General features: G+C 62.0%; 14 protein-coding genes. 11 read left to right on the forward strand and 3 right to left on the reverse strand.

Going from position 1 to position 14,158, the window contains the following annotated elements; translation table 11 throughout:
- Window positions 1–51 precede the first annotated feature (51 nt).
- Complete coding sequence (locus tag IVB48_RS20815; protein ID WP_247402405.1) at window positions 52–684, forward strand: 2-hydroxychromene-2-carboxylate isomerase; 633 nt, start codon at window positions 52–54, stop codon at window positions 682–684.
- 98 nt (window positions 685–782) lie between these two features.
- On the forward strand, window positions 783–1,982 hold the full coding sequence (locus IVB48_RS20820) for a CaiB/BaiF CoA-transferase family protein (RefSeq protein WP_247402408.1): 1,200 nt from the start codon (window positions 783–785) through the stop codon (window positions 1,980–1,982).
- 33 nt (window positions 1,983–2,015) lie between these two features.
- On the opposite strand, the gene IVB48_RS20825 is transcribed toward IVB48_RS20820, so the two are convergent.
- Together IVB48_RS20825 and IVB48_RS20830 are read right to left on the reverse strand one after the other, a co-directional pair.
- Entirely contained in the window at window positions 2,016–2,693 is a 678-nt protein-coding gene (locus tag IVB48_RS20825; protein ID WP_247402413.1) for a glutathione S-transferase family protein, read from the reverse strand.
- Between the two features lies 1 nt (window position 2,694).
- A complete protein-coding gene (locus IVB48_RS20830; protein WP_027570873.1) occupies window positions 2,695–3,438 on the reverse strand; it encodes an SDR family NAD(P)-dependent oxidoreductase in 744 nt (247 codons plus the stop codon).
- Window positions 3,439–3,668: 230 nt separating this feature from the next.
- Here IVB48_RS20830 and IVB48_RS20835 point away from each other — a divergent pair, with 230 nt between their 5' ends.
- The 7 genes from IVB48_RS20835 to IVB48_RS20865 all read left to right on the forward strand — a co-directional run bounded on the left by IVB48_RS20835 (window position 3,669) and on the right by IVB48_RS20865 (window position 9,701).
- Window positions 3,669–3,887: a hypothetical protein gene (locus tag IVB48_RS20835; RefSeq protein WP_027570874.1), complete on the forward strand. Its 219-nt coding sequence runs from the start codon at window positions 3,669–3,671 to the stop codon at window positions 3,885–3,887.
- A gap of 45 nt (window positions 3,888–3,932) precedes the next feature.
- Window positions 3,933–4,670: an SDR family oxidoreductase gene (locus IVB48_RS20840; protein WP_247402416.1), complete on the forward strand. Its 738-nt coding sequence runs from the start codon at window positions 3,933–3,935 to the stop codon at window positions 4,668–4,670.
- A gap of 10 nt (window positions 4,671–4,680) precedes the next feature.
- A complete protein-coding gene (locus IVB48_RS20845) occupies window positions 4,681–5,862 on the forward strand; it encodes an acyl-CoA dehydrogenase family protein (RefSeq protein ID WP_247289185.1) in 1,182 nt (393 codons plus the stop codon).
- A gap of 23 nt (window positions 5,863–5,885) precedes the next feature.
- Entirely contained in the window at window positions 5,886–7,016 is a 1,131-nt protein-coding gene (locus IVB48_RS20850; protein WP_247402419.1) for an acyl-CoA dehydrogenase family protein, read from the forward strand.
- A 14-nt stretch (window positions 7,017–7,030) separates the two neighbouring features.
- Window positions 7,031–8,218, forward strand: coding sequence for an acetyl-CoA C-acyltransferase (locus IVB48_RS20855; protein WP_247402422.1), 1,188 nt, complete (start codon window positions 7,031–7,033; stop codon window positions 8,216–8,218).
- Window positions 8,219–8,239: 21 nt separating this feature from the next.
- On the forward strand, window positions 8,240–9,250 hold the full coding sequence (locus IVB48_RS20860) for a nitronate monooxygenase family protein (RefSeq protein ID WP_247402426.1): 1,011 nt from the start codon (window positions 8,240–8,242) through the stop codon (window positions 9,248–9,250).
- Window positions 9,251–9,404: 154 nt separating this feature from the next.
- A complete protein-coding gene (locus IVB48_RS20865; protein WP_247289189.1) occupies window positions 9,405–9,701 on the forward strand; it encodes a YciI family protein in 297 nt (98 codons plus the stop codon).
- Between the two features lie 126 nt (window positions 9,702–9,827).
- On the opposite strand, the gene IVB48_RS20870 is transcribed toward IVB48_RS20865, so the two are convergent.
- Entirely contained in the window at window positions 9,828–11,027 is a 1,200-nt protein-coding gene (locus IVB48_RS20870; protein WP_247402431.1) for an acetyl-CoA C-acyltransferase, read from the reverse strand.
- Window positions 11,028–11,197: 170 nt separating this feature from the next.
- Here IVB48_RS20870 and IVB48_RS20875 point away from each other — a divergent pair, with 170 nt between their 5' ends.
- The gene (locus IVB48_RS20875) at window positions 11,198–11,809 is read left to right on the forward strand and encodes a TetR/AcrR family transcriptional regulator (RefSeq protein WP_027570881.1); all 612 of its coding nucleotides are present in this window, start codon (window positions 11,198–11,200) and stop codon (window positions 11,807–11,809) included.
- A gap of 26 nt (window positions 11,810–11,835) precedes the next feature.
- Window positions 11,836–14,157: a molybdopterin-dependent oxidoreductase gene (locus tag IVB48_RS20880; protein WP_247402433.1), complete on the forward strand. Its 2,322-nt coding sequence runs from the start codon at window positions 11,836–11,838 to the stop codon at window positions 14,155–14,157.
- Window position 14,158: the final 1 nt, after the last annotated feature.

Here is a 14,158-nt window from a genome sequence, read left to right on the forward strand (position 1 = left end):
ATTGGATCGCCGGTTCTTGACCATCCAATACGCTCTGCGGGAGAAGCGGCCATGACCCTCAAGATTGAATTCCAGTTCGATTTCGGCAGCCCGAACGCGTATTTGGCGGAGGTTGCCATCCCCGGGATCGAGCGGCGGACCGGCGTAAAATTCGAGTACGTCCCGGTCCTGCTCGGCGGGATCTACAAGGCGACCGGCAACATGTCTCCGTTCGACGCGCTTCGCGGGATCAAGAACAAGCCGGAATACCAGGCGCTCGAGACCCAGCGGTTCATCCGGCGCCACAACATCACACAATTTCGCCAGAACTCCTTCTTTCCAGTCAACACTTTGATGCTGATGCGCGGCGCCGTCGCGGCCCAGTTCGAAGGCGTGTTCGAACCCTATTTCCGCGCCGCTTACCATCACATGTGGGAGCAGCCCAAGAAGATGGACGATCCCGAAGTGTTCCGGGCCGCATTTGCCTCCTCGGGGATCGACATCGACAGGCTGGTTGCGCGCGCGCAGCAGGATGACGTCAAGAAGAGGCTGATCGACTTGACCAATGACGCCGTCGCCCGGGGTGCCTTCGGCTCGCCGACATTCTTCGTCGGCAAGGAGATGTTTTTTGGCAAGGATCAGCTCCGGGACGTCGAGGAATCGATCGTCGAACAGACCCGGCAGCCCGTTTCCAAGACCGGCTAGTTACCAACTTGCGGTCCGTGCGTGTTGAGGCGAAGGGCTGACATCAAGCAAGAGTTTACCTTCAGCCGGTTGGCAGAAAAAAATCCAGGGAGAGTGCAATGGCTGGTCCGCTTGACGGCGTTCGTGTCCTCGATCTGACCGGCGTGGTGTCGGGCCCGTTTGCGACGATGTTTCTGGCGGATCAGGGTGCCGACGTGCTCAAGATCGAGCCGATCGGCGGCGATATCACCCGTCGCAGCCGGGCCACCATCGACAAGGACGGCGAGTTCTCCGCGCTGTTCATTTCGTCAAACCGCGGCAAGCGTTCGCTCTCGATCGACGTCAAGAGCGCGGCCGGGCGTGAGGTGCTGGCCAAACTGGTCGCGCAGGCCGATGTCCTGGTGCAGAACTTCCGGCCCGGCACCATGGAGCGCCTCGGCCTCGGCGTCGAAGAGCTGCGCCGGCGTCATCCGCGCCTGATCTACGTCTCGATCAGCGGCGTCGGCGAGACCGGACCCTATGTGAAGAAGCGCGTCTACGATCCAATCATTCAGGGCCTGTCGGGCTTTGCCGATATCCAGTCGCAGCCGGTCACCAATCGCCCGCAGATGATCCGCACCATCGTGTGCGACAAGACCACCGCCGTGTTCACCGCGCAGGCGGTGGCGGCCGCGCTCTACGCGCGTGAGAAGACCGGGCAGGGGGATCATATCCAGGTCGCAATGCTGGACGCGATGATTTCCTACCTCTGGCCGGAAGGCATGATGCAGTACACGGTGGTCGGAGCCGAGGCCGCGGCTGCCGATCCGAATGACCGGCCCGATCTCGTGTTCAAGACCAGCGACGGCTATATCACAGCCGGCACCATCTCCGATTCCGAATGGCAGGGCTTCTGCCGGGCGTCCGGCGATCCCGAACTTGCCAACGATCCAAGGTTCGCGACCCCGTCGGCGCGTTCGGTCAACGCCACGGCGCGTATCAACAAGATGGCAGAGTATATCGGCCAGCACACGACCGCCGAATGGCTGGAGCGTCTGGATGCCGCGGATGTCCCTTGCGCGCCGATCCTGCGGCGCGGCGAAATCATCCACAATGAGCAGGTGGTGGCGCGCGGGATCATCGCGGAATTCGATCAGCCGAAGGTCGGCCTTGTGCGCCAGCCTAAGCCCGCGGCCCGCTTCGAGATCAACCCGGCTGCCATCGGCGGACCAGCCCCCCGTGTCGGGGAGCACTCGCGCGAGGTGCTGCGCGAACTTGGCTACGATGACGGCGCGATCGACGATATGGTCGCTGCACGCACGTTGCGCGTGGCCATGTAGACAGAAGCGCTTCGCGCGACCGGCGAACGGTTCTCAAGCCTTGGCAGGCGCAGGTGTAATTGGCGCGCGCGGAGCATTCGCCGCAGCCGCGCGCTGGTAAGCCTCCCGGCTTCGCATACGCTCGAGATAGGGCTGCGCATTGTCGCAAATGCCGACACCGTAGGCGACCGCCCAGTCCAGGCACGTCGTCAGCAGGATATCGGCGCTGCTGAATCGCTCGCCCATGATAAAATGTCGGCCGTCGGCCAGCGCGACCTCGACATGGCGCAGCTGCGCCCGAAAGTATTGGGCGGCTTGAGCTACGACCTCCGGCGCGACGCCGTAGATCGGGCCGAGCGCATCGGCGCTGTGACGGCGCATCACGTACAGGCTGGTCGAGTCGAGCTCGGTGACGATGAAGAAGCACCATTCCAGCCACGCTGCATAGTCGCGGGTGGATTCAGGGATCAATGCACGCTCGGGCGTGGAGTACATGCGCGATAGGTAAGCGACGATCGCGGCGCTCTCCCCAATGCGGAAGTCGTCGTCCTGCAGCAGCGGAATCTTCTGGCGCGGATTGAGCTTAGTATATTCGGCGGTCTTGGTCTCGCCGGTCCGTGGGCCGATCGGTTTAATCTCGTAGGCCAGCCCCAGCTCGTGCATCGCCCAGTGCGGCCGAACGGTGCGGCTTGTCCCGACGCCCCACAAAGTGAGGTCTGGATTGTCGCTCATGTCACCATTTCTCTACAGCGGGACGAAGATCGAGTTCATGGGTCCAGCCGTCGCGGCTTTGCTGATGGGCGAACCAATACGCTTCGGCAATGGAGGAGGTCTTGGTCAGGCTGTCAGGCGGGATCTCGCTGGCCTCGATCCCCCTGGCCGCCTTCATGCGCTGATGGATGGCTTCGCTATCGACGCCGGCATCGATGATGAGGTGGACGACGTGAATATTCTCAGGCCCGAGCTCGCGCGCCATCGCCTGGGCCAGCGCGCGGAGACCGAATTTGGCCGATGCAAACGCAGCAAACCCCTTGCTGCCGCGGATGCTTGCGGTCGCACCGGTGAAAAAGATGGTGCCGCGTCCGCGGGACAGCATGACGCGCGCAGCTTCGCGCCCCACCAGGAAGCCGGCGTAGCAGGCCAACTCCCAGGCCTTGAAGAATAGCTTTTCGGTAGTCTCCAGCAGGGGCTTGTTGACATTCGAACCGGCATTGAACAGGCAGATCTCGATCGGGCCGATATCGCGTTCGACGTCCGCGAACAGCTTCTGCACTTCCGCTTCCTGGCGGGCATCGACGCTGAAGGCGTGAATGCTGTGGCCTTTCCCCCTGAGTTCATCGACAAGCGCCTGGGACTTGGCTGCATCGCGCCTGCAGATGCAAACGGTGTAGCCGCCGCTGGCAAACCGCCGCGCAACGGCAGCGCCGATGGCATCGCCTGCGCCGACCAGCATCGCGACTCCGCGACTCTCTCCCATGCTCGCTTCTCCCATAAGTTCTTATTTGATACGCTATCGGTATCGCCTGGAAGCCGCGTTGTAAACGGGGTTCTCGATAGTCTCTGCATAGGACAGCGAACGTGCCATTTCTTGATCCGACTGTGACAACAAAATAGCGATTGACGAGTTCTAAAAAAGAACGCATGTTTCACCACGAGGCGCAATGCTCAAAAAGGCGCCGATGTTCTTCAGTCGGGAGGCGGTTAGTCGTGGCGAAGCTGTCGCAAGCACTCGGTCTCGATCAAATTGCTTTTCGGTTTGCTGGCCGCATCGACCAATCGACAGGTCGCCATTTTGCCAAAGCGCTGGACCAGATCGGGCCGCTCGAGGACTGCGCCGCGGCCATGGTAGCCTCGATCAGCGCGACGGCGAAATCCCCATCGTTCTGGTCTGGCTCAAAAACGTGGTCCACGTTCCAGAACCGATAGAACAGCTTCGCATACAGCGCGCCTAACTTAACCGGGAGAAGTTCCTTGAAAAAGAGAAATGCAACCGTCGCCGTGATCGGCGCGGGCGATTTCATCGGCGGCGAGATTGCCAAGAAGTTTGCTTCCGAGGGCTTTACTGTCTTCGCCGGCCGCCGCAACGGCGACAAGCTGGCGCCGCTGGTCAAGGAGATCGAGGCCGCCGGCGGCGAGATTCACGCACGTTCGCTCGACGCGCGCAAGGAGGAGGAGATCATCTCCTTCCTGAACGACGCCGACAAGCACGCGCCCCTGGATGTCTGCATCTTCAACATTGGCGCCAACGTCAACTTCCCGATCCTCGAAACGAGTGAGCGCGTTTTCCGCAAGGTCTGGGAGATGGCCTGCTACTCCGGCTTCCTTGCCGGGCGCGAGGCGGCCCGGCTGATGCTGCCGCGCGGCCAGGGCAACATCTTCTTCACGGGTGCGACCGCTTCATTGCGCGGCGGCAGCGGCTATGCTGCCTTTGCCAGCGCCAAATTCGGACTGCGCGCTGTGGCGCAGGCGATGGCACGTGAGCTGGGCCCGAAGAATATCCATGTCGCCCACCTCATTATCGATTCCGGCGTCGACACCGAGTGGGTCCGCCAGCGGCGCCTGGAAGCGCTCGGGCCCGGTGCGCTCGACGATCCGGATCTGCTGATGCCGCCGGCCTCGGTCGCGACGTCCTACTGGCAGCTCTACCAGCAGCCGAAGAGCGCTTGGACCTTCGAGCTGGAAATCCGCCCCTTCGGTGAGAAGTGGTAGGACGCTCAGGATGGAACTCGCACTGTCTCCCGAAGACGCGTCCTTCCGTGATGAGGTGCGCGCTTTCATCTCCGAAAACTATCCGAAGGAAATGCGGGTCCCCAATCCGGAGACCGACCTGACCAAAGAGCAATCGTTGCTCTGGCACCGCATTCTCTACAAGAAGGGCTGGATCGCGCCGCTCTGGCCCAAAGAATATGGCGGACCCGGCTGGTCGATCACCCGGCGTTTCATCTTCGAGCAGGAAACCAGCCGGGCCGGGACGCTGCCGCCGCTGGCGTTCAGCGTGACCATGGTGGGTCCGGTCATCTACACCTTCGGCAACGACGCGCAAAAACAGAAATTCCTGCCGCGGATTCTTTCGGGTGAAGATTGGTGGTGCCAGGGCTATTCAGAGCCGGGCTCGGGCTCGGACCTTGCCACCGTCCGGACCAAGGCCGTGCGCGACGGCGACCACTACATCGTCAACGGCCACAAGACCTGGACGACGTTGGCGCAGCATGCCGACTGGATCTTCTGCTTGGTGCGTACCGATCCGGGCGCAAAGCCTCAGGCCGGAATCTCGTTCCTCCTGATCGACATGAAGTCGCCCGGCGTCACCGTGCGTCCGATTATCACAATCGACGGATCGCACGAGGTCAATGACGTCTTTCTCGAGGACGTCCGCGTCCCCGTCGAGAACCTGATCGGCGAGGAGAACAAGGGCTGGACCTACGCAAAATTCCTGCTGGGCAATGAGCGCACCAGCATGGCCGGAATTGGCCGGTCGACGCGCTATCTCGACCGGTTGAAGAAGATCGTGAAGGCGGAGATCCCCGCGGATGATCCGGCGCATCTCGAATTTTGCAAGGAAATCGGGCGGATCGAGCTCGACGTGCTTGCGCTCGAGGCCACCGAGCTGCGGGTCGTTGCGCAGATGGCGCGCGGCATCGATCCGGGTCCTGCGGCTTCGCTCTTCAAGATCCGCGGCACCGAGATATTCCAGGGCATTACCGAGCTGACGCATCGCGCCATCGGCAATTACGGGCTGGCGCTTCGCGAGCAATCTTTGAGCGCAAACCAGTTCATGCCGGGTCCCGATTACGGCCACACCGCGACGGAAAAGTACCTGAACGCGCGCAAGCTCAGCATCTACGGCGGATCGAACGAAATCCAGCGCAACATCATCGCCAAAGCGGTGCTCGGTCTCTAGCAACAGCGCAACAAGAGGATCGGATGGACATCCAGTTCACGGAAGAGCAGGAACTGCTGCGCTCCAGCGTGCAGCGCATGCTGCGCGACCGGTACAGTTTTGAGGCGCGCCGCAAGGCCGTCGCCAGCGAAGAGGGCTGGAGCCGCAGGCAGTGGGATGCCTTTGCGGAGCTCGGCCTGCTCGCCGCGCCGTTCTCGGAGGAGAGCGGCGGCCTTGGTGGCGGCCCGCTCTCCACCATGATCGTTGCCCAGGAGTTCGGCCGTCACCTCGTCGTGGAGCCGTACGTCGAAACGGTCGTGCTAGCCGGCGGCTTGATCGAACATGCGGGGACCGATGAGCAGAAGCAGGCTTTGATTCCCGATATCATCGCCGGACAGAAGATCTGGGCGCTGGCCTGGACCGAAAAAGCCTCGCGCTTCGACCTCGCCAATGTCGCGACCACGGCGCGACTCAACGGCAGCGATTACATGCTCACTGGTGAGAAGACCGCCGTCGTCGCCGCGCCATGGGCGGACTATTTCATCGTCTCCGCCCGCACCAAGGGCAAGCACGACGATCGCTCCGGCGTCAGCCTGTTCGTCGTCGATGCCCGGACGGCCAATCTGGATCTGCGCAGCTTCAAGACCATCGACGGCCGCCGCGCCGCGGAAATCACCTTACGAGATGTTCGCGGCGAGTTGCTCGGCAGCGAGGGGGAGGGCGTCGCCCTGCTGGAAGCCTGCCGGGACCGGGCCATCGGCGCGCTCTGTGCCGAGGCGGTCGGCGCCATGGCCGAGTTGAACTCAGCGACGCTGGAGTACGCCAAGGCGAGAAAGCAGTTCGGCGTCACCATTGGCAGCTTCCAGGTGCTGCAACACCGGATGGTCGACATGTTCATTGCCCATCAGGAGGCGCTTTCCCTGATGCAGCATCTCAATCTTAGCCTCGGTGCCGGCGAGAGCGGTATCTCGCGCCTCGCCTCCGGCGCCAAGTCGAAGGTCGGCTATGCCGGCAAGTTCATCGCCGACCAGGCGGTTCAGCTGCACGGCGGCATGGGCATGACCGACGAATTGAACGTCGGCCATTACTTCAAGCGAATCTCCTCCATCAACATCCAGTTCGGCGATCCCGCTCACCACCTGCTGCGTTACGTGCAGCTCGACGCGGCTGCATAGCAAAAGAGGCAAGCATGACGACAGAGGCAGTTATCGTTTCCACCGCACGCACCGGCGTCGGCAAGGCCTTTCGCGGTGCGCTGAACAACACCGAAGGTCCGACCATGGCCGGCCATGTGATGGCCGAAGCGGTGAGGCGCGCGGGCATTGATCCGGGCGAGGTCGAAGATGTGGTGATCGGTTGCGCGATGCAGCAGGGCACCATGGTGATGAACGTCGCACGCAAGGGGGCGATCCGGGCCGGCCTGCCAGTCACCGTTGCCGGCACCACGATCGATCGGCAGTGTGCCTCCGGCCTGCAGGCGATCGCGGTCGCGGCACGCTCGATCATGCTTGATGGCGTCGAGGTCGCGATCGGAGGCGGCATCGAATCGATCAGCCTGGTGCAAAACGAGCACATGAACAGATTCCATGCGGTCGACGACGAGCTGATGGCGATGAAGCCAGAGATGTACATGTCGATGCTCGACACCGCAGAAATCGTCGCCGAGCGTTACAAGATTGGCCGCGACCGGCAGGACGAATACAGCCTCGAATGTCAGCGCCGCATCGGCGCCGCGATGCAGGCTGGACGCTTCGATGACGAGATCGTGCCGATCAAGACGACGATGGCCGTCGTCAACAAGGACACCAAGGAGGTCACCTATCAGCAGGTGACGCTGTCGAAGGATGAGGGCCCGCGCCCCGAGACCACGGCGGAAGGACTGGCGAAGATCAAGCCGGTGTTCGAAGGCAAGACCATCACGGCCGGCAACGCCAGCCAGCTCTCCGATGGCGCATCGGCGTGCGTGGTCATGAGCGACAAGATCGCTGCGAAGAAGGGCCTGAAGCCGCTCGGCATCTTCCGTGGCTTCGTCGCCGCCGGTGTCGAGCCGGACGAAATGGGCATCGGTCCGGTCGCGGCGATCCCGCGCCTTCTCAAGCGGCACGGCCTGAAGATCGACGACATTGATCTCTGGGAGCTGAACGAAGCCTATGCGGTCCAGGTGATCTACTGCCGCGACAAGCTCGGCATCGATCCGGACAAACTGAACGTCAATGGCGGTTCGATCGCGATCGGCCATCCCTACGGCATGACGGGCAGCCGGCTTGTCGGTCACATCCTGATCGAGGGGCGCCGGCGCAAGGCGAAATACGGCGTGGTGACCATGTGCATCGGCGGCGGCATGGGCGCAGCCGGCCTGTTCGAAATTGTCAACTGATCGGAAAGCGGAGAAGCGCACGTGAAGACAGCAATCACCGAACTGTTCGGTATCCAGCATCCGATCATCCAAGGCGGCATGCATTATGTCGGCTTTGCCGAGCTTGCCGCCGCGGTATCGAACGCCGGCGGTCTCGGCATCATCACCGGCCTCACACAGCGGACGCCGGAGCTGCTGGCGAAGGAAATCGCACGCTGCCGTGACATGACCGACAAGCCGTTCGGTGTAAACCTGACCTTCCTGCCGAGCTTCACTGCACCGCCGTATCCCGAATATATCGCCGCCATCAAGGAGGGCGGCGTCAAGGCCGTGGAGACCGCCGGCCGCAGCCCGGAAGCGTACATGCCCGCGCTGAAGGCGGCTGGCATTAAGGTGATCCACAAATGCACCTCGGTGCGGCATTCGCTGAAAGCCGAGAAGATCGGTTGCGACGCCGTCAGCGTCGACGGCTTCGAATGCGGCGGTCATCCCGGCGAAGACGATATCCCGAACATGATCCTGCTGCCGCGCGCGGCGGATGAATTGAAGATTCCGTTCGTGGCCTCGGGTGGCATGGCGGACGCACGCAGCCTTGTTGCCGCGCTGTCGATGGGCGCCGCTGGCATGAACATGGGCACCCGCTTCGTCGCCACCAAGGAAGCGCCCGTCCATGCCAACGTCAAGCAGGCTCTGGTCAAAGCCACCGAACTCGACACCGTGCTGGTGATGCGTGCGCTGCGCAACACCGAGCGCGTGCTGAAGAACAAGGGAGTCGATCAATTGCTCGAAGTGGAGCGGGAGAAGGGGGCGAGCCTCAAGATCGAGGACATTTACGAGCAGGTGGCGGGCGTCTACCCCAGGGTGATGGTTGACGGCGAGATGGACGCCGGCGCCTGGAGCTGCGGCATGGTGGTCGGACTGATCCACGATATCCCGACGGTGAAGGAGCTGATTGATCGCATCATGACGGAAGCCGAACAGATCATCCGGCAGCGGCTGACCGGCTTCCTTGACGGTACTGTCGACAATGCGGCCACGCGCGCCGTTGCTTGACAAGGCCTTGTGAGAGAACCTTCAGTGCAAGGATCAATACTCGCCGATCGCATTCAACAACTGATGGGCGTCGCCGATTGATCTCTCAAATCGAGGGGGGCGCGAGCCAGGCCGACATGCAAGGTAGAAAGCCGTGTTCACCGAGGAGCGACCGATGAAGTACTACCTCTGCAAGTACCTTCCGCCCCGGGCGGATTTCCTGGTGACCATGAACGCCGATGAGAAACAGTTGATGAAGCAGCACGGTGCGTTCCTGGATGATCTGCTCGCAAAGGGGCAGATCGTCGCGCACGGTCCCGTCATGGACCCGCGTGGCGGTTATGGCGTGTCGCTCTACCAGATCGCGGATGATCTCGACATCGAGGTGATCACCTCGGAAGACCCCATCGTGAAGAATGGCGCCGGCCACTACGAGCATCACCCGATGCTGCATCTGAAGGCGCGCGGCTGAGATCCTCGCCTCGTCCAATTCGACCGCTTCAACCGGGCGCATCTGCCGCGCCCGGCGCGCAGGATTCAGCAATCGGCATGGCCGGTGCGCCCGGAAACCAAAACGGTCCGGTTGCAGATTGACGTGCTAGCGGTGTATCACTCGCTCGATGGCGATTGCGGTCGCTTCACCGCCTCCAATGCAGAGCGCAGCCACGCCCCGCTTGAGATTTTGGGCCTCAAGGGCATGCAACAATGTGACGATCAGCCGCGCACCGGTAGCGCCGATGGGATGACCGAGCGCGCAGGCGCCGCCGTTGACGTTCAGCTTCTCCCTGGGAATGCCGAGGTCTTTCTGCGCCGCCATCGCGACCACGGCAAAGGCCTCGTTGATCTCGAACAGGTCGACATCGCCGACACTCCAGCCGACCTTGTCGAGCAGCTTGCGGATCGCCGGGATCGGCGCCGTGGTGAACCATTGCGGCTCTTGGCTATGGGTAGCATGACCTTTGATCTCTGCCAGCACGGGTAGGCCATCGCGATCGGCGAGAGAGCGTTTTGCAAGGATGAGAGCCGCGGCGCCGTCGGCATTGGCGGAGGAGGCGGCCGGCGTAATAGTGCCATTGGCGCGGAACGCTGCCTTCAATCCGGGAATCTTGGCTGGATCCACTTTCAGCGGATGCTCGTCGTTCGCGATGATCCGTTGTCCGGCCTTTTCTGTGAGCGTGATCGGCGCGATCTCGGCCCTGAACGCGCCCCCTTGGACCGCGTTGCGCGCGCGGGTCAGCGTCTCGATCGCGTAGGCGTCCTGGTCCTTGCGAGTGAATTGATAAGCCTCCGCTGTGGCCTCGCCGAAATCGCCCATCGAACGCCCGGTTTCATATGCGTCTTCCAACCCGTCCATCATCATGTGATCAATGATCCGGTCGTGCCCGGCGCGATATCCACTCCTCGCTTTCGTCAGCAGATAGGGTGCATTGCTCATGCTTTCCATTCCGCCGGACAGCACGATCTCCGCTGACCCCGCCTTGATGATATCGTGGCTAAGCATAGTCGCCTTCATGCCGGAGCCGCAGACCTTGTTAACGGTCGTGGCGCCGGTCGCGTCGGGCAGTTTGGCGCCGCGCGCAGCCTGGCGGGCCGGTGCCTGCCCCTGTCCCGCCGGCAACACATTGCCCATGAACACCTCGTCGATCTTTTCAGGCGCCAGCTTCGCCCGCTCCAGTGCCGCACCGATAATGTGAGCGCCGAGCTTGTGGGCGCTCAGCGGCGACAACTCGCCCATGAACCGGCCAAGGGGCGTGCGAGCGGCGGAAACAATGACGATGGGATCGGAAACGGCGGCCATCGCGAACTCTCCTGCTGATATCTGTTGTTATATGATGATAGTCATATAAGATGGCAGGCATTGCAATGAAATCTTGCCGCAGCCGTCAAGAAAGCGCGGTTCGAGAATTGTTCCGAGGAGACGAGTACGATTGTACGGCCGGTCCTCCAGGGAGCTTGCACGGGGTGGTGATGCGTTACGGAGAAAACCACAGGCGTCGGACGCACCGTCGGATCGTTGAAAATGCCTCTTACGGTTTACGCCAGAAGGGCGCCAAAGGGCTCAGCGTCATCGATTTGATGAAGCTTGCGGGTCTGACGCATGGCGGCTTCTACAATCATTTCGAGTCGCGTGAGGCGCTTGTTGGCGAGGCGATCGCCTTTGCAATGGACCAAACGACCGAGCGCTGGAAAAAGCTGACTGACAACACGGCCAACGGCGAACGCTTCGCGAACTTGATTGCCGACTATCTGAGTCCGCGGCATCGAGACAATCCCAAACATGGTTGCGCCCTTCCAACCCTGGCTGTCGATATCGCTCGATCGGGCTCCAGCGAGCAGCAGGCGTTTGCCGACAAGCTGGAGAAGATGATCGACGTCTTTGTCGAGCTGCTTCCCGATCAGCCACCTCGACAGGCCCGCCAAATCGCGACCGGCGCTATCGCAACCTTGGTTGGATCAATCGTGCTGTCGCGCGCTGTTGGTGCTGGGAAGCTTTCCGACGGAATTCTCGCTGCGGGACGCATGACTGCCAGTGGCCGGACTCAAAAGCCTCGGCGTCGGGCGACAAGGACGATGCGCTGACAAATAACAATACCAGGGAGGTCACCATGACGGCCGGCAAGTGGCTCAAAACAGCCTGCAACCTGTGTTACATCAATTGCGGGATCGAGGTGTTCGTGAACAACGAGCGCCTCGAGAAAGTGCGAGGCGACCGTTCGAGCCCGAAATCACAGGGCTATCTCTGCAACAAGGCGACCCGGATTCCCTATTATGCCCATCACAAGGATCGGCTGACCAAGCCGCTACGTCGGCGCGCGGACGGAGGCTTCGACGAAATCGAGTGGGACGTGGCGATCGCGGAAATCGCGGCGCGGCTGCGTGAGATCGTGGACAAGCATGGCGGAAAGACTATTGCCCTTTACGGCGGTGGCGGGCAGGGCAACCACGCCGGCGGCGCCTATGCCAGCGGATTATTGCGCGCGCTGGGTTCGCGCAGCGTGTTCAACGCTCTTTCGCAGGAGAAGACCGGCGACTTCTGGGTCAATGGCCACATGTTCGGCAGCCAGACGTGTCATACAGCCGAGGATGTCCATCATTGCGATCTCTTGCTGGTCATCGGGGCAAATCCCTGGATCGCGCACGGCTTCCCCAATGCGCGCGATCATCTCAACCAAATCCGCAAGGATCCGACCCGCAAGCTGATCGTCATTGATCCCCGGCGCACCGAAACCGCCGAAATGGCGGATCTACATCTCGCAGTGCGTCCGGGTGCCGACACGTTCCTTCTTGGCGCGCTGCTGGCCACGCTTGTCCGCTCCGATCGGATCGACGACGCATTCATTCAGGAGCACACCGTCGGCTTTTCGGAAGTGAGGCAGGCGCTACTGGATATCCCCATTGAACAATGGGCTGCAGCCGCCGATATCTCGATCACGGACCTGGAGCGGTGCGCCGCGATGATCGCAGCCGCGAAGGCCATGGTGGTGCGGGTCGAGCTTGGCATCCAGCAGGGCATCAACTCGACGCTCAACTCCTATCTCGAGAAGCTCCTGATCATGCTTTCCGGAAATTTCGGCCGGAAAGGCACCAACCAACTGCATAGCTGGCTCCAACCGCTGTGGGGCAATTCGCCGAACCAGACCTTCGCACCGACTGGCGATGCAATTATCGGGGGCTTGTTGCCGCCCAACATCTTTCCCGAGGCGGTGCTCAACGACCATCCCGACCGGTTGCGCTGCGCTTGGGTCGACAGCTCCAATCCAGCCAACACGGCGGCAAACACCGAAGCTGTAGAGCGCGCGCTGCGCTCGCTCGACCTATGCGTCGTGGTCGACGTTGCGATGACCGAAACCGCACGGCTCGCACATTACGTTCTGCCGGCGTCTTCGCAGTTTGAGAAAACAGAATTCACCTTGTTCAATTTCGAGTTTCCGAGGAACTATTTCCACGTTCGTGCGGGTGTCTTGGCGCCGCTCGCCGGGACCCTGCCGGAGCCCGAGATCTACACGCGGCTTGCGATCGCCTTGGGGCTTCTACCAGGTGACAATGTGCTGGCGCCGCTGCGCGAAATAGCACGGCGCTCGCGATCGGAATTCGCCGCGGCCCTTCGTGCTTTCATCGCGGAAAACCCAGGGGCAGTGCCAGCCCTCGTGCTCTACCATACGCTGGGGCAGACGCTTCCGGATGGTACCGCGGTCGCGGCGCCTATGTGGAGCGCGGCACTGGCTTGCGCGAAGCGGTCGCCGCAAGCGGTGCGACGGGCAATTGGTGCATCGGACGACGTGGCGGACCATCAACTTGGCGATCTCCTGTTCGACACGATCGTGACTGCGCGGCAGGGGACGGCGATTACCGAGCACGACTATGACGAGGTCTGGTCATTGATCAGCCATTCGGACCGCAGGGTTCGACTGGTGGTCCCGCAGATGTTCGAATGGCTCGCGCGGCTCGATCCACGTGCCGCGGGCGCGCCAAAGGAGTTTCCGTTCATGTTGGCCGCCGGCGGCCGCCGCATGTTCAACGCCAACCAGATCTTCCGGGACCCCGCATGGCGTCGCGAGGATCCGGATGGCGCCATGCTGATCAATTCGAGCGATCTGAGAAATCTGGGCGCGGCGGATGGTGACTGGGTCGCGGTGGAATCCGTGATTGGCCGGCTCGTCGTCCGCTGCAAGCTCGATGACGCCATGCGAAACGGCCAGCTGGCGCTGCCGCACGGCTATGGGCAGGCATACCCCGCGTCGGACGGAGAGCGACTGATCAATGGACCACGTATCAATCTGCTCACAGAGAGCGGCAACCGCGATCCCATTGCCGGCACGCCCTACCACAAGAATGTTGCGGTTCGTTTGGCCTTGGTGTCCGCGCAGGAGGCCGCCGCCTATCAGTCGCAGTCCGAGCGAATTCATTTGAAAGCGGCCGGACAATAAC

It is taken from the genome of Bradyrhizobium sp. 76 (genome assembly GCF_023073025.1).
Classification (GTDB): Bacteria; Pseudomonadota; Alphaproteobacteria; order Rhizobiales; family Xanthobacteraceae; genus Bradyrhizobium.